The sequence below is a fragment of the Parabacteroides caeci genome, from assembly GCF_023656795.1.
GTDB lineage: Bacteria > Bacteroidota > Bacteroidia > Bacteroidales > Tannerellaceae > Parabacteroides > Parabacteroides segnis.
The window spans coordinates 71,126-86,555 of record NZ_JAMOKT010000013.1; the positions used below are offsets into that span (position 1 = coordinate 71,126).

At 41.6% G+C, this 15,430-nt stretch carries 15 protein-coding genes; all 15 read right to left on the reverse strand.

From position 1 onward, the window contains the following. Positions 1 to 436 precede the first annotated feature (436 nt). Positions 437 to 817, reverse strand: a complete 381-nt coding sequence (gene secG, locus NBH15_RS09020) for a preprotein translocase subunit SecG (RefSeq protein ID WP_128134212.1) — start codon at positions 815 to 817, stop codon at positions 437 to 439. A 7-nt stretch (positions 818 to 824) separates the two neighbouring features. After that, positions 825 to 1,592, reverse strand: a complete 768-nt coding sequence (locus NBH15_RS09025; protein ID WP_128134211.1) for a DUF8458 domain-containing protein — start codon at positions 1,590 to 1,592, stop codon at positions 825 to 827. 3 nt (positions 1,593 to 1,595) lie between these two features. Beyond that, entirely contained in the window at positions 1,596 to 2,108 is a 513-nt protein-coding gene (locus NBH15_RS09030) for an LptE family protein (protein ID WP_007658893.1), read from the reverse strand. A 1-nt stretch (position 2,109) separates the two neighbouring features. Beyond that, entirely contained in the window at positions 2,110 to 3,294 is a 1,185-nt protein-coding gene (locus NBH15_RS09035) for a sigma-54 interaction domain-containing protein (protein WP_007658895.1), read from the reverse strand. 103 nt (positions 3,295 to 3,397) lie between these two features. Beyond that, complete coding sequence (locus NBH15_RS09040) at positions 3,398 to 4,225, reverse strand: lysophospholipid acyltransferase family protein (RefSeq protein ID WP_128134210.1); 828 nt, start codon at positions 4,223 to 4,225, stop codon at positions 3,398 to 3,400. Between the two features lie 9 nt (positions 4,226 to 4,234). Beyond that, on the reverse strand, positions 4,235 to 5,122 hold the full coding sequence (locus tag NBH15_RS09045; RefSeq protein ID WP_128134209.1) for a CDP-alcohol phosphatidyltransferase family protein: 888 nt from the start codon (positions 5,120 to 5,122) through the stop codon (positions 4,235 to 4,237). Between the two features lie 6 nt (positions 5,123 to 5,128). Further along, entirely contained in the window at positions 5,129 to 5,857 is a 729-nt protein-coding gene (locus NBH15_RS09050; RefSeq protein WP_250822508.1) for an SDR family NAD(P)-dependent oxidoreductase, read from the reverse strand. A 9-nt stretch (positions 5,858 to 5,866) separates the two neighbouring features. Continuing rightward, positions 5,867 to 6,334 carry an FAD synthase family protein gene (locus tag NBH15_RS09055; protein ID WP_007658908.1) on the reverse strand — a complete coding sequence of 156 codons (468 nt, stop codon included), beginning with the start codon at positions 6,332 to 6,334 and terminating at the stop codon, positions 5,867 to 5,869. A 178-nt stretch (positions 6,335 to 6,512) separates the two neighbouring features. Beyond that, positions 6,513 to 7,628 carry a 4-hydroxythreonine-4-phosphate dehydrogenase PdxA gene (gene pdxA, locus NBH15_RS09060; RefSeq protein ID WP_007658914.1) on the reverse strand — a complete coding sequence of 372 codons (1,116 nt, stop codon included), beginning with the start codon at positions 7,626 to 7,628 and terminating at the stop codon, positions 6,513 to 6,515. A gap of 13 nt (positions 7,629 to 7,641) precedes the next feature. Beyond that, on the reverse strand, positions 7,642 to 8,679 hold the full coding sequence (locus NBH15_RS09065) for a DUF4837 family protein (RefSeq protein WP_250822509.1): 1,038 nt from the start codon (positions 8,677 to 8,679) through the stop codon (positions 7,642 to 7,644). A 55-nt stretch (positions 8,680 to 8,734) separates the two neighbouring features. Then, positions 8,735 to 9,766, reverse strand: coding sequence for a dual-specificity RNA methyltransferase RlmN (gene rlmN, locus NBH15_RS09070; RefSeq protein WP_250822510.1), 1,032 nt, complete (start codon positions 9,764 to 9,766; stop codon positions 8,735 to 8,737). Between the two features lie 121 nt (positions 9,767 to 9,887). Continuing rightward, on the reverse strand, positions 9,888 to 12,023 hold the full coding sequence (locus NBH15_RS09075; protein ID WP_128134207.1) for a peptidylprolyl isomerase: 2,136 nt from the start codon (positions 12,021 to 12,023) through the stop codon (positions 9,888 to 9,890). A gap of 97 nt (positions 12,024 to 12,120) precedes the next feature. After that, a complete protein-coding gene (locus tag NBH15_RS09080) occupies positions 12,121 to 13,377 on the reverse strand; it encodes a hemolysin family protein (protein ID WP_173015292.1) in 1,257 nt (418 codons plus the stop codon). A gap of 7 nt (positions 13,378 to 13,384) precedes the next feature. Continuing rightward, positions 13,385 to 14,050 (reverse strand): LPS export ABC transporter periplasmic protein LptC, encoded by a 666-nt coding sequence (lptC, locus tag NBH15_RS09085; protein WP_007658920.1) that lies wholly within the window; start codon positions 14,048 to 14,050, stop codon positions 13,385 to 13,387. A gap of 2 nt (positions 14,051 to 14,052) precedes the next feature. Beyond that, on the reverse strand, positions 14,053 to 15,417 hold the full coding sequence (locus tag NBH15_RS09090) for a tetratricopeptide repeat protein (protein WP_010802438.1): 1,365 nt from the start codon (positions 15,415 to 15,417) through the stop codon (positions 14,053 to 14,055). Between the last annotated feature and the right edge of the window lie 13 nt (positions 15,418 to 15,430).

Genomic DNA, 15,430 nt, shown 5'->3' on the forward strand with positions numbered 1-15,430 from the left:
TCTTGACAGAGGTAAGTGTTTCAATAATTATCAGATGTGAATGTTGCGTCGTTGGTAGGGGCGGTTCGCGAACCACCTTTACGGTGTCAATATAAGCCTGTAAGGCTTTAACAAACCAGCCCAGGGTTCCAACCCTGGGATTATAAAACTCGCTCCTACCTTTCCGCCCTGTAAGGGCGGAACAAGATAAATATCAACCCTTTCTACCTTGTCGCACCCCTACAGGGTGCCTCAGAAAGAGAAGGATTCAAGGGGACCCAGGGTTAGAACCCTGGGCTAGTTTGTTACAGACCTACAGCCTGAAGACACCGTCGCCAACTAGCTCATCCTATAATTAGCAGATAGCTCAAATCTTTCTAAATTTAATATGAAGCCTAATATAAAAAAAGGCATCCCGAAATGGAATGCCTTTAGTATATGCAATAAAATCTAAATCTTATTCAGCCTGAGCAGGAGCTTCTGCCGGCGTTTCTTCTTCAACCGGAGCATTTGCTGACGGCTGAGCAGTTCCAAAGTTAGGAGCTACCGTATTCGGGTCGATTGTTACAGCTTCGTTTACCTGTTTTTTGATTTCAGATTGTGTAGTAGTTGTTGCTCTTGGGATAAATGCTGTAATAACGATACTACAAACAATAACAAAACCAGCCAGGCCCCATGTTGCTTTTTCCAAAAAGTCTGTGGTTTTACGTACACCCATAATTTGGTTAGATGAAGAGAATCCCGAAGCCAGACCTCCCCCCTTTGAGTTCTGGATCAATACTATCAAGATCAGAAGTATTGAAGCGATCAGGATTAGAATAGAAATAAATACGTACATTTTAGTTTTATTTTTTAGTGTTAATAATCAATTTTTCCAAAAATCTAATTTGGTCTGCAAAGTAAGCATTTTTTTCTGGATAATTCAAATATAAGTTTTTAATAATTTGCAATGCCTTCTCATACCGTTTCTGTTTAACATAAATATGAGCCAATGTCTCGGTAAAATAAGAATCATCGTCCAACGATCGGGGTTGTTCGTTCTCCCCTTCTTTCAATGGTCCCTGGGAAACTGGCTCATCCGGTTGCAAGGATAAGACTAATCCGCTGCCCGGTGCCCGCTGTTCGTCATTTTTAATGAAAGAATCGATCAGGTCATGATGCTGAAGCTTAGCTTCCGGCTCCTCTTCCGCCGATATATCATCCTTTGACAACGACCAATATATATAATCAGATGAAACGGAAGGCTGAAACAATATGGTAGGATCAGCCGCCTGTTGTTCTCCCTCACTTTCACGATCAGCCAAAAAAGCATCGATCAGGGAGAAAGAGTCTGTTGCCGGTTCATTTTCTTCCGCTGATGCCGCAAACGGCATCCCGTAACGTTCTCCCTCGATCAGTGCGAATAGTTTTCTTCTGTCCGGTATGTAAACTGCCATTCTTTTCAGTTCTGCGGCAAAGCGTATATCATTCAATACAGCCAGATTCTTCAGATAAAGCATCCGGGCTATATGGAAATACGGATATTCAGCCACTACCTGCTGTAACGGGGAAAGTGTTTCCTTCGTCAGCAAAGAGGGGTCTTCCATCAGTAGATATAAGTCTGCAGCTTTCATATATTACCAATTGGCTACGGTTGCATTATAAATCTGATCCGTCAACTCGTCAATGATCTCCGTACAGAGTTCGGCCTGTACGTCCTGCAACATCCGGGTAGCATCAAACTCACGATATGCAGAGAAACTCTGTTCGAAATCTTCATCCGGATTCGTACGATTGGAATAACGTACACGCACAGTAATCGTCAGCTTTGTCTGCGAAGACCAGGCATCTTCCTTTACGGCCATTGGTGTCAGTTCATATCCGGTAATCTCACCTTCCAGCTCCAGGTCACCATTATTGTTGACCATCTGAAGGCGTGTCTGACGGATATAAATATCCTTCAATGCTTCGGTAAACTCCTGTGATAGCGGAGGATAAACCAAAGGTGCCTGATTAGGAAAATCCTTGATAGATATTGTTTTTACCTTTGTATAGTCAATCGAAGCTCCGTTGAACTTGTAGGAAATGGAACAGGCCGTCACCATGACTCCTATCAGTAAACAAAACCAGATTATATTCTTTCTCAACATATTATTCCAAATTATATTCTTTAATCTTTCTATAAAGAGTACGTTCTGATATTTTCAGATCAGCCGCCGCATTTTTCCTCCGTCCGTTATGTTTCTCCAATGCTTTACGGATCATTTCTTTCTCCACTTCTTCCAAAGAAAGTGTTTCTTCTTCCTCTACGGCTTCCGCTTCCTGAATCGGAGCAGAATGTACCGGACGAATCGGATGGGCATAGGGTGTCTCATCGGCAACCGGCATAGGCATCTTACCTCCCATTATATCATGAACCAGCTTTTTCAGATCATTGACATCTTTCTTCATATCGAAAAGAACCTGGTAAAGTATCTCGCGTTCACTATTGAAAAACTTCTGGTCGTTATCCTGCTTTTTGACCAGCACCGGATATTTTTCCACATTCAGATCAGGAAGATACAAACGCAGAACGTCTGCTGTAATATCACGGTTCTCTTCGATAACCGAGATACGTTCCGTTATATTCTTCAACTCACGGACGTTGCCCGGCCAACGGTAGGAGGTCAGCAGCTGGCGTGCTTCATCATCCAAGCGAACCGGCGGCATACGATATTTCTCCGCACAGTCTCCGGCAAATTTACGAAACAACAAAATGATGTCATCCGGACGTTCACGCAACGGAGGGATCTGGATAGGTACGGTATTCAAACGATAATACAGATCTTCACGGAATTTTCCGTCGGCTACCGCCTGTATCAGATTAACGTTGGTTGCAGCAACAATCCTCACGTTCGTTTTCAGCACCTTTGAAGAACCGACTTTTATAAACTCACCGGTCTCAAGCACACGCAGCAGACGGGCTTGTGTCGGAATAGGCAGTTCCCCTACTTCATCCAGAAAAATAGTTCCGCCATCGGCTACTTCAAAATATCCTTTACGGTCGGCCAAAGCTCCGGTAAAGGAACCTTTTTCATGTCCGAACAACTCTGAGTCAATCGTTCCTTCCGGAATGGCACCACAGTTTACGGCTATATACTGTCCGTGTTTACGCGGACTGTTCTGATGTATAATCTGTGGAAAAGTTTCTTTACCGACACCACTCTCCCCGGTAATAAGCACAGACAAATCTGTCGGAGCCACCTGCAGAGCGACATCGATTGCCCTGTTCAGGCCAGGGCTGTTTCCTATTATTCCAAAACGCTGTTTTATTTGCTGGACATCAACCTTAATCATCATATCTTCTATTGAATATCTGTAATTATTTCAGTTTGTCTGCCAAAATTACAAATCTTAATTCAAATTCCAGCTATCAGGAGTAGAATCTATCAGCGGTTTCTTATTTTTTTGCACCATAGGTACGATTAAATAAGAATTCAGCCAATGCCGTATCATCCGTAAAATCCTTCATTTCTTCCGGAGAGATAGGTTTCCCCACATACACATCGACTGTTTTACCGCGTTTGTTGAAGGCTTCGGCTGGAATACGCAAGGTACGTATTTTCCAACTGATACTTCCCAACCAGTAAAAGAAACGGGAATTAAGGAAATCAAAGTAAACAGGGTATACCGGCACATTCGCCTTCCGAATCAGACGGATCACACTATGGGTCCAGGGCAAGTCATGGATCTCTTTATCATCCTTATTATAAAAGGAGATCGCCCCTGCCGGAAAGAATCCCATCGGATGCCCTTCTTTCAGTCGCTGCAAAGAATAACGCACCCCGTTTATGTTGGCCGGATTCGGACCATTACCGGTTGAATCGGGCAACACCGAAACAAAATTATCCTTCATGGCACCGATCTTTACCAGAATCTCGTTCACCATCACTTTAAAGTCCGGACGACGAGCAGCCATAATGTCGATCAGTATAATACCGTCGATCGAACCGATCGGATGATTGGATATGGTTATAAATGCCCCTTCGGGCAGGTTATCCAGTATTTCCGCATGATGCAGATTATACTTGATATCGATCAGTGGATCACTCAGTAATGCTGTAGTAAACGCTGAACCGCGCAGATGGCAGTTATTGGCATGTACTTTGTTTACTTTGTCAACACTCAACCACTTAATCAATAATTTGCCAAGGAAGGTGCCTATACGGCTTTTGAAGAACGGGGCAGCTTCCTGCAAATCATTAATGTCTACTACGCTCTTTTTCATACTTTTTACTTATTCTATAAACGATGCGCACATTTTTTCGTGCTTGCGCATCGACAATAGCAGCACGATATTCAATACGATTATTTCATACAGGAAATAAACCCATACTTCTCCGATCAATACAACTATAAACATAACGATTGTACGTCCGTTAAATGTCAAGAGATCAATATAACGCATTAACTCACGACTTTGTTTACGAAAAGCAATACGCACATTTTCCGGAATATCATCTCCATATTTGGCATGGAGGCTCTGCAACATACGCTGCAAGGCTGGAGTGGCTTTCACCTGAAGTAATGTGTATCCCCTATAAAGGAAATAAAAAGTTTTATTGATACCCAGCTTCATCTCCTTATGACGGGCAATGACCTGTTCCAGCGACTGGAACTCAGCTCCTTTGTCCTTACTGATAAAATAGAGATGCAATGTTTTATAATAATCGGTTATATTAGCCTGCACCAGATGGGATAAACCGGACACAACGGCCAAAGCAAAAAACCAATAAGTACCATACTCATGAGACAGACGAAGGGCAAAACCTACATAGATAGAGGCAAACCAGATATCACCGGCAAATCCGTCCAATATACGTCCGATAGCGGACTTGATACCTGTCAGACGAGCCAGCTGTCCGTCTACGCAATCCAGTATATTGGCAAAGACCAACAATAAAATACCACAAATATTATAAACCAGATTATCATGATAAAACATGAAGCCGACAGCAGCTCCCACAAATATAGAAATAACCGTTACCATATTCGGGGTAATCCCCGTGCCGCGCAACATACGAGCGATACGAAAACCTATCGGACGGTAAAACGCCCGGTCGACAACATTTTCTGTTTCTATTGATTTTAGTGATGCTTCGTATTCTTTATCCAAATTACTCATGATCTATTATTTATACGAATATCCGCCGTCTACAACGACCACTTCGCCATTAAAATAACTATTTTCTATTAACATCTTATACACTTCGGCCAACTCTTCCGGATCACAGAAACGGCCTAAAGAAACTTTATTTTCTATATTCCGCCGTATTTCTGCCGGTTTAGTCTTCTGCCATTCGGTGTCGACAAACCCGGGAGCAACTGCGTTCACACGCAATTCATAAGGAACCAGGAATTTAACCATATTCTTCACTAAGGCATGTACAGCACTCTTAGTCACTCCGTAAGCCAGAGATACCGAATGAGGCTGGATCCCCATCAGGGAACCGGTAAAGACCACACTACCACCTTTATTTATCCGTCCGACAATACGTTGCAATAAGAACACCGGAAAATGAACATTAGCAAAGAATACACGTTCCCAATCAGTAAGTGACAAGTCCTCGAACGAATCGCGGCAAGTCAATCCCGCATTAAAGATCAGTGCATCTAAAAGCAAATTCTTCTCCTGCAAATAAGCATCTATTTTATCAATGGACTCTTTTTTTGTAATATCAGCCTGTAGCACAGACACATTGATTCCGAATTGCTGTTGCAAACCTTCGCGGGTTTGTTCGGCCATCCCGGGATCGGAAGCATAAGTAAGCACAAGGTTATACCCGGCTTTCCCAAAACAGAGAGCCACCGCTTTACCTATACCCTTTGTACCACCGGTAATTAAAGCACACTTTTCCATGAGTAATCTTTATTCCTCCCCTTTTCCCTTTACAGTGGCAGGTTTAGCATGTCGTTGATATTTCAGATTTTCTTCGTAAGAATCATGAATCGTTTTCTTCAGATTAGAGGAAGAAACACCGGTTCCATAAGGGAAATAAAAAACCTGTACGCCTAAATCTTTTAAATAATCATATTTACCAAACCAGTCATCCCCCACAACAAAAGCATCAATATTCAGTTTCTTTACGATCTCCGTATGATCCAGTGTATGCTGCGGTATTACAATATCCGGAGTTTTCAACGCTTCAATAATTTGAAGGCGTTCATTGAACGGGATAATAGGATTCGCTTTATAAGAAGAAACCAGTTCGTCCGTGCTCACTCCTACAATCAGGATATCAGCCAGGCTACGGGCATAATTGATCATCCGGAGATGATTATAATGAAACATATCAAATGTTCCGGAGGTATATACGATCGTTTTATCTTTAAACATAATTCATGTTGCAATTTTGAACCACAAACTTACGCAAACTTTTCCTATCAAAAAAAGTTTGAAGTCAAAAAGCGCAATACAGACCATATTATTATAAAATACAACAGATATGGACTGTTAGTCTTTATAACAAATATCCCCTGAAAAAGTGTATTTCCAGGGGATCTGTTTTTATTATTTACTGAGGACAAACCTCTGCATCGTCATCTTTGGTAAGATCCAGCTTTTCATTATCGCCTCCCTTATCAAAATATTGCTTGCGGAGAGGGTTTGCAGTAGCTTCCCGATAATTCAACCTGTTCCGATAAATATCCAGCGCAGTATATAACGCCTGGCGGAACGACTCTTCGGAAGCCACATTCTGTCCGGCTATATCGTAAGCTGTTCCGTGAGCCGGCGAAGTACGGACAATCGACAGACCGGCCGTATAGTTAACCCCGTCATCCATGGCCAGCGTTTTAAACGGCGCCAAACCCTGATCATGGTACATCGCTAATACGCCATCAAATTTATCGTACATCTGAGAGCCGAAAAATCCGTCTGCCGCATAAGGTCCAAAAGACATGACACCTCTTTTTTCCGCCTCTTCCATGGCCGGAATAATGATCGTTTCCTCTTCTTTTCCCAATAAGCCATCATCACCTGCATGAGGATTCAATGAAAGCACGGCAATACGTGGTTTTACAATCCCGAAGTCCTGTTTGAGCGACTGATTGAATATGCGCAATTTCGACACGATATCCTCTACGGTTATTCTGGAAGGAACTTCTGCCAATGGGATATGTCCGGTCACCAAAGCAACACGCAGACCATCCTTCATCAAAATCATCAATGCCTTCCGGCCCACTCCGCCAAAACGCTCTTCCAAGTATTCGGTATGTCCCGGAAAATGGAACTGGTCATTCTGGATATTGTGCTTATTGATCGGTGCTGTCAGCAATACATCTACAGCACCCCGTTTCAGGTCTGTAACAGCAGCTTCCAAAGCTAAAAATGCAGCTTCTCCGGCTATCGATGTCGACTGCGATAATTCTACTTTTGTTTCATCGTCCACACAGTTGATGATATTCACCCGGTTTATACCGGCATCTTCTGCCTGGGAAATGATGTTCATATTCACAGGAGGCAATTCCAACGCTTTCCGGTGATAAGCTGCTATTTTTGATGATCCGTATATAACCGGAGTACAAAGTTCGGCAACTCTGGCATCCGAGAATGTTTTCAGTATCACCTCATATCCGATGCCATTTATATCTCCGTGGGTAATGCCCACCTTAATCAATCGTTCTTCCATGTATTATGTTTGTTTATTTCTTACTTTCCGGTATGTCCAGCTTCCCTTCCACCGATTTATCAAATTCACCCGGCAAGCGAAGTGTATATAAAGCAGCTTCGATACGACGGATAAAGTTACGTTTATCTGTTTCAGGAGCAAAAACAAAGCCTTCGGCTACAACGACCCGGTTATTCTTTTCATCCAGACGGACATGGCTGACAAACGGTCCACCCATCATATCACCGACCATTTTCCACAAACCGCGCAGTACACCGCAATACTGCCCGTTTACAGTAATCGGCGTATAATCAACCCCAAAACGGGACTCAGTCGTCATATACGATTCAGGGAAAGCTCCCGGCAGATTTTCCTTCAACACCGAGTCGCGCTTTGCTACCAGATATTCTGCCGTGAAGGTATTCGGATCGGTATAAGGAAAAGTATATACAATCAAATCCGTACGACCAGTATTAGCATTATTAGACGCCCAGAAGAAATCTGTCGTATCACGATAATAGGTCATATTAGACGGAGCATTCAGCATCAGGTCATGATTATTTTTCAGGTTATCCATGACAACAGTACTGTAATCTTTCTCCAACTGGCCAATCGCCCGGTTCATTTCGACTTTCACAAAGAAATCAACCAGCGCTTTCGGATGAGCCTGTGAATATTCAATAATAGCTTCAGGAGAAGGAGCATTCAGTGTCACAACTACCTGCCCTTTAGCCCAACGGTCGTTCTCATAACTTACCGAAGCCTTCGTGTAAATAGACGGATCAATATTTACAATCAGTATATTGCGGACATAAGTCAATAATCCGTCGAATTGTGAAGGATCTACATAAGTAATCTTCAATGCAGGTTCAGATTGAGGAAGACCAGGGACATCAGATGTCAGCTCTTGTTTAATAGCCTTTCCCGAAGGGCCATCCCAATCAGCTTTTTTCATTACAACTACAACCTCATAAGCAAGGCCTGTGGCGCGTTTTCCAACCGGTCCTGAGCTACATGCTCCCAGCAATACCAGAAACATGAGTAAGCTAATCTGTAAAGAAATCTTTTTCATACCCATTCGTTTTTATAACACAAATATAATTCTTTTCTATCAAATGACTTGTCTTCTATCCGTTTTGTTGTTTTTTTGCTGTCGACAGCATTCCACAGGCAGCAAATATATCCTCTCCTCTCGAAGCACGGATTGTACAAACAATCCCTGCATTGTTCAATGTATCACGAAAGACTTCCATCTTCGCCAAATCCGAACTTTCCAACGGGACGTTAGGGATAGCATGAAAACGAATCAGGTTAACCCTGCAATCTACATCATTTAATAAACAAATCAGGGCTTTAGCATGTTTCAGACTATCATTTAAATTTTTAAAAACTATATATTCAAAAGAAACACGACGTTGATGGGAGAAATCATATTGCCTGATGAGATCAATGACGCCCTGCGCCGGATAAGCTTTTTCTACAGGCATTAAAGACAAACGTTCTTCATGAAAAGGAGAATGCAGACTGACTGCCAAATGGCAGTCGCTTTCTTCCAGAAAACGCTTCAAGCCTTTTGCCACCCCGATAGTGGAAACTGTTATCCGCTTGGGACTCCACCCATATCCATAGGTAGAAGTAAGGATTTCAAGCACCTTAAACAACTCATCCACATTATCCAAAGGTTCCCCCATTCCCATAAAAACCAGATTTGTCAATGATTCTGATTCCGGAACAGACTGGATCTGGTTCAATATTTGATTTGCCGTAAGATTGGCAGTAAAACCTTGTTTACCCGTCATACAAAACAGGCAGTTCATCTTGCATCCGACCTGCGAAGACACACATAATGTAGCCCTGTCGTCGGTCGGGATATAAACAGCTTCCACAAAATTGCCGTTCCCTGTAGCAAATAAATATTTAATCGTTCCATCGACCGATTTCATACAATCAACCGGAGGGAGTGCCCCTACCTCAAAAGACTCTTCCAAAAGAGTACGTTTGGCAACAGCAATATTAGTCATTTCCGCAATAGAGGTAACTTTCTTCTTATACAGCCAATCGGCCATCTGTTTTGCAGCGTATCCCGGTAAACCGACCTGTGCCGCCACTTCCTTCAGTTCGTCCAGCGTCATGCCTAACAATTGTCTCTTTTCTTGCATTGTATATTGTTATATAACGATTAATCCGGCACAAAGATAAAAAAAGCTGCCGGACTTTTCTGAATAAGTCCGGCAGCTTTCCTTAAAAAGGATTATGTAATACCTTTTGAGCTTTATTTGTTTAGAAGAAACGTATACGGTTATCTTCTACATCTGCTTTGTTAACCAGTGACTGGATAGCCTGGAATCCGAAGCGATATGCGTTTGATGCATCCAACGTTTTAATTTCTTCTGCTTCATTGTATTCTTTTGCATCCTTGTTTCTATCGTATACTTTAAATACATATACGCCATTGTTACCGGCAACCGGAGCACTTACCTGACCAACCTCAGCAAGAGAAACCATTGCATTCAGTTTCGGTTCTACACCGATACCGGAGATACGACGTGTTCCGAAGTTGATAAACTTCACTGAATCAACTTTTGAACCCATTGCATCAGCATAAGCTTCAACTGATGTCAGATTTTTAGCCTTCAGATCAGCAGCGATCTTCTCACCTTTCTTCTGAGCAGCGATTTCAGCTTTCAAAGCAGGAGTTAAAGAGGCAACCGAGCGGTAACCTTCTTTTATAGTACCTTCTACGCCTGCAATTACAAACTTATCGTCACATTCAAAGATCTCAGAGATTTTACCCTTATCATTCTGGAATGCCCAACGGATTACCGGACGAGAATTTTTAATGCTACCCAACGTCTGGTTATCAGCAGTAACATTTACACCTGCAATCAGATTATATCCAGCTTCTTTAGCAGCTTCATCCAACTTAGCTAAATCGTTGTTCTGTGAAATGAACTGGTTCAACTCGTTATAGATATTGCTATAAGTTTTAGAGCTCGGAGATACTGTCATGTCAATATCCGCTACTTTATACTTATTTACATTAGCTGTTTTTTCTGTTACTTTCACCAGGTGAGTTCCATACAAAGATTTTACTTTGGCAATTTCGTTTACCGGAGTAGAGAAAACAGCATTCTTAAAGTCTTCATTTACACCTCTCAGTGCAGTAATTTCTGTGAACCATCCCAGTTCACCGCCATTTTCAGCAGCCTGGTCAGCAGAGAATTCTTTTGCCAATGCAGCAAAGTCTCCACCGTTCTTCAATACATTCATCAAGCTGTCAGCCAAAGCTGTCGTACGGGCTTCGTCTCCATTTGCCAACATAATATGGCTTACCTTAACAGAGTCCGGAGCAACTTTCTTGTCCACCAACTTGAACATTCTGTATTTGTTGTTATCGAATACCGGGCCATACACAGAACCAACTTCCGAAGTCGTTGCGAATTGTTTCATTTCCGGATCAAAGGCATTTTCTGTAAAGAAAGCATCCATGTAAGGAACTTCTGAATTTTCATTTACAATATCAGCCACCTTTTCAGAAGTAGTGAATTCTTCTTTCAAAGATTCGATATCAGCACTTGCTTTGTCATAATCTTCCTGGCTGGGACGAATGTCAACAGCGATATACTTGATCACTTTACCTTCTTTTTGTTTGTAAAGTTCCTTACGCTGGTTGTACAGCTTTTCGATTTCACTCTTGCTTACTTCGATTGTTGAGTCAGGAATGCTTGCATATGACTGCATAGCATAAACAATGTCAGAGTTTTCAGCTGCGTCATTGAATGCTTCTTTTGCATCCAGCACGTTTGCTGAAACAGCCTTACTTAACAATGTTGTATATTTTTGTTCCAGACGCTGACGTTTAATGTTCTTTTCCCAGAACAACCAGAAATTGCGAGCCTGGAGCAACTGAGCCTGCTGATCTGCAGGGTAGCTTGCGATATTGTCGTCGTCAATTGTTTTCAGGAAATTCAACAGAGCTGTTTTGTCGAATTGTCCGGTCTGCGGATTAACAAACATCTGCATCTGCTGAATCATCGGTGAAATATTCTCACCCTGAACCATGTCAAACAATTCTTCCGGACTTACAGCCATACCTAATTTATCAGTTGCTTCGTCAAGTACAATTTCCTGTACCATAGCATCGAATACCGACTGACGGATCTGATTCATGTATTCTTCGGGCAGATTGGTCTGACCGGATTGCATCTTGTACATCTCAGTCATTTCATCAATACGTCCTTGATAATCCTGAATTTTAATTACTTCCCCGTCAACCTTAGCAACTCTCTCCTGAGTTTGTCTGAAATAAGTAGAACCGGAGTTCAAAAAGTCTCCAATGATAAAAGCGAACAATGCCAAACCCACAACGAGTACGAGCAGTCCTGCTTTGCTTCTGATTTTTTCCAGCGTAGCCATTTATCGTTATTTATTTTTAAAGTTTATATTTTACAGTTTAAGGGCACGAAGATACGAAAAAAAGAATTTGTTACATCTTTTATTCCACTTTTTTTCATCAATTGCCTACTTTCATTCGCACAAGTTCTATTTTCGTTGCCGTTACTTTTATGATTTTAAAAGTATATTTATCAATTACGATTGATTCATTCAATTTAGGAAATTTTTGGTAGAAATGCAGGATATATCCGGCAATCGTTACGTAATCGTCTGATTCCGGGAGCTCAAGGTTGAACTTTTCATTGAGAGTATCTATCTCCATACGACCGGATATCAGGTATTCATCGTCCGAAACTTTCCGGGCTACGTATGATTTCATATCATGCTCATCCTCTATCTCTCCAAAGATCTCCTCTACCAGATCCTCCAGCGTCACAATCCCCGCTGTACCGCCAAATTCATCCACAACCACAGCCAGACTCTTTTTGTCCTGCATCAGAACCTTCATCAGCTTATTGGCTGCCATCGTTTCCGGGACAATGGAAACAGTCTTTATACTCTGTGTCCAATCTTCCGGATTTTTAAATAATTCCGATGAATGGATATATCCGATAATATCATCTATATTTTCGTTATAGATCAATATCTTTGACAACCCCGTTTCAATAAACTTAGAACGAAGTTCTTCCATACTGACAGTCTTGTCACAGGCGACAATCTCCGTACGGGGAACAATACAATCGCGCAAACGGACATTGGAAAAATCAAGCGCATTCTGAAATATTTTCACTTCCGTATCCATATCTGAGTTCAGAGGAGCATCTTCGATACTTTGCTGAATAAAGAAGTCAAGATCCACTTTACCTAAAGTACGCCTGCTCGATTGAGTAATATTCTTTACACCCACCAATTTCAGTATCAGATAAGAAATCAGTGCCGAAAACTTCGAGATAGGATATAATATAATGTATATGATCAACAAAGGAACCGAAAACAAATTCAAAGAAAAGTTTGGATTCAATTTGAAAATCGTCTTCGGGATAAACTCGCCTGTAAACAATATCAGGAGTGTCGAGATAATAGACTGAATAAGAACAATCAGAGCCTCATTATCAACGAAACGGGCGATAAACGGTTCCAGAACAATTGCCATCTGTAAACCATAGACAACCAGTGCGATATTATTACCCACCAGCATCGTTGATATAAACTGGTTTGGATTCCGGTAAAAAATATCCAATATCTTACCGGCCATATTCTTATTCTTTTTATCCAGTTCATGCCGCAACTTATTAGAAGAAATAAATGCGATCTCCATGCCGGAAAAAAAAGCGGAAAAGGCTAATGAAATCAATATGTACGTTAATGCATTCACATCAGTTCTATTTTATTGAATCCGGCTTTGCTATATTCACAGCCACAGAATCGCCGGTTGCAGTATTCACACGCGAAGTATCACGTGCTGTATCGCTGACAGGAAATGTTCCCTGCGAATTAAATATCTTATATTTCGTCATGTTCTGGTTCGACTTAAATCCGATGCCGGTGATAATCTTATCCCCTTCTTCCAGCTCAAAGTATTCATCTGTGTAAATTTGGTCTTCTTTCTGGTCGAAATACAGTATTGAAGTATCCAACTTTTTACCTTCCTGGCTTAATATACTCACATGACCAATCAGCTTATACAGCCCTTTCTTATCCCAATAATAAGCAGTATCTGCTTTTACACTTGCTTCTACATTAAACAAGGAATCAAATTTCTCCACGTAAACACCCTGGGGAAAATAGCTGTAAGGCTCCTTGGCTTTTCCGAACACCAACCACTCTTTCGCGTTCATCCGGTAACGGGTGATACCGGAATCAGAGATAAGACTGGAGACATCGGTCGTTCTCAGCGTATAGGTATTTTCCGGATCGAAGGTTACTTCCACCACTTCTTTATTCTCCTTGCCACAGGAAGCCATAAATAAAAGAAGCATAACAACTACCGCGAAAGTAGTTGTTATGCCATATTTGTTCGTTTTACAAAGAAAACGCGTTTCCGTCATAATTATCTGATTCTTGTTGTCTCACCGATCCAACCACCTACAGTAAACGATTTACCCTTTTCCAGATCCGGATGCATGAAAATTTCCTCTGTAGAAGGTAAATGAGCACGATAAGTACCGATCAATTTATTAGCTTCCTCTACACAGCTTTCATCAACCTGTTTTGCTTTTTCCCACTGGTCGATTGCCACATTGTAGGCAGCTCTTGCCAAAACACCGTCATTCGGAAATACATTCTTAACTGTAGCAGCATACATCTGGCCAATCAGGATGTACGGCTGACCATAGCTAGTATTTGTAGCTGCTGCTTTCTTTGCATATTCCCTTGCTTTTGAATAATTTTTCTGATCCAGATTAATCACTGCGATCATATAATAATCTTCAGCTTTTGAAGAAGGGTCTGTTTCCATATTGGCAGCTTCTTCAAAATATTTGACAGCTGTGTCATATTCTTTATTCTTTACAGCACGTTTAGCGATACCGATAGCGGCATCTGCACTCGGCTCAAGTTCATAAGCATAGGCTGCTGCTGCAAAGAATGCATCGATTTCCTGGCAACGAACACGTCTCAACAGAGAAACGATTTCTTTTAAAGCAGCCAGATCACTCTTGCTTTCTTCAACTTTCGGAGCATACAGGTTCTGCAATGTTTCGCAATCGGCAGCACCACTGTTTGCAAACGCACCGTTCACACTGGTTTTGAATGTTGTCAGGTTGTTAACTTCTTTTTCATTGTTAGCAGCCTGTGCAGCCTGCAACTGAGTATCCAGGATTTTAGATGCTTTCAGATAATCTTCAACATATTGTCCTTTGTGATTAGGATCATCAGCCATCTTCTGGTAAGAAGCAAACATATACAAAGAAACACCTAATGCTTCCGTATTGTCTCCATATTCGTTGATGATTTCACCCAACCAATTATACAATTTATTATAATCGGCTTTATCTCCCATTTGCTGGATATAATCCTGTGCCTTACGGGAAACGATCCAGTCTTTACCATAACGTTTGTCATCACCGAAATATTTCACACGTTTGTCATATACTCCCATCAGATCATCGATCAAAGCAGCTTTCTTTGCCGGATCTTTTTCATTGGCAATCTTCCATGCCATGATCTTTACACCATGCAGATAAATATCCTTTGTTGCAGCAGGACATTCATCGTAAACAATTTTCCAAAAATCATATGCATCCTTAAAATTCCCTGCCTTAGCATAAGGAACGAACAAGCTGATATTGGTTATACAACGGATACTGTCCTCACCAGATCCAAATTGTGTTCCATTATCTACTCCTTTCTGTGCATACGCGCCTAGTGCTCCCATAGAGCATGCAGCCGCAATTAATAATACCTTTATTTTCATATCTGTTTTAATT

Bases quoted from the DNA above. Each gene is read 5' to 3' on its own strand.
- NBH15_RS09025 (WP_128134211.1), bottom strand. From the start codon at position 1,592: ATGAAAGCTGCAGACTTATATCTACTGATGGAAGACCCCTCTTTGCTG.
- NBH15_RS09065 (WP_250822509.1), bottom strand. From the start codon at position 8,679: ATGAAAAAGATTTCTTTACAGATTAGCTTACTCATGTTTCTGGTATTG.
- NBH15_RS09055 (WP_007658908.1), bottom strand. From the start codon at position 6,334: ATGTTTAAAGATAAAACGATCGTATATACCTCCGGAACATTTGATATG.
- NBH15_RS09035 (WP_007658895.1), bottom strand. From the start codon at position 3,294: ATGATTAAGGTTGATGTCCAGCAAATAAAACAGCGTTTTGGAATAATA.
- pdxA (WP_007658914.1), bottom strand. From the start codon at position 7,628: ATGGAAGAACGATTGATTAAGGTGGGCATTACCCACGGAGATATAAAT.
- rlmN (WP_250822510.1), bottom strand. From the start codon at position 9,766: ATGCAAGAAAAGAGACAATTGTTAGGCATGACGCTGGACGAACTGAAG.
- NBH15_RS09090 (WP_010802438.1), bottom strand. From the start codon at position 15,417: ATGAAAATAAAGGTATTATTAATTGCGGCTGCATGCTCTATGGGAGCA.
- NBH15_RS09050 (WP_250822508.1), bottom strand. From the start codon at position 5,857: ATGGAAAAGTGTGCTTTAATTACCGGTGGTACAAAGGGTATAGGTAAA.
- lptC (WP_007658920.1), bottom strand. From the start codon at position 14,050: ATGACGGAAACGCGTTTTCTTTGTAAAACGAACAAATATGGCATAACA.
- secG (WP_128134212.1), bottom strand. From the start codon at position 817: ATGTACGTATTTATTTCTATTCTAATCCTGATCGCTTCAATACTTCTG.
- NBH15_RS09040 (WP_128134210.1), bottom strand. From the start codon at position 4,225: ATGAAAAAGAGCGTAGTAGACATTAATGATTTGCAGGAAGCTGCCCCG.
- NBH15_RS09045 (WP_128134209.1), bottom strand. From the start codon at position 5,122: ATGAGTAATTTGGATAAAGAATACGAAGCATCACTAAAATCAATAGAA.
- NBH15_RS09075 (WP_128134207.1), bottom strand. From the start codon at position 12,023: ATGGCTACGCTGGAAAAAATCAGAAGCAAAGCAGGACTGCTCGTACTC.
- NBH15_RS09030 (WP_007658893.1), bottom strand. From the start codon at position 2,108: ATGTTGAGAAAGAATATAATCTGGTTTTGTTTACTGATAGGAGTCATG.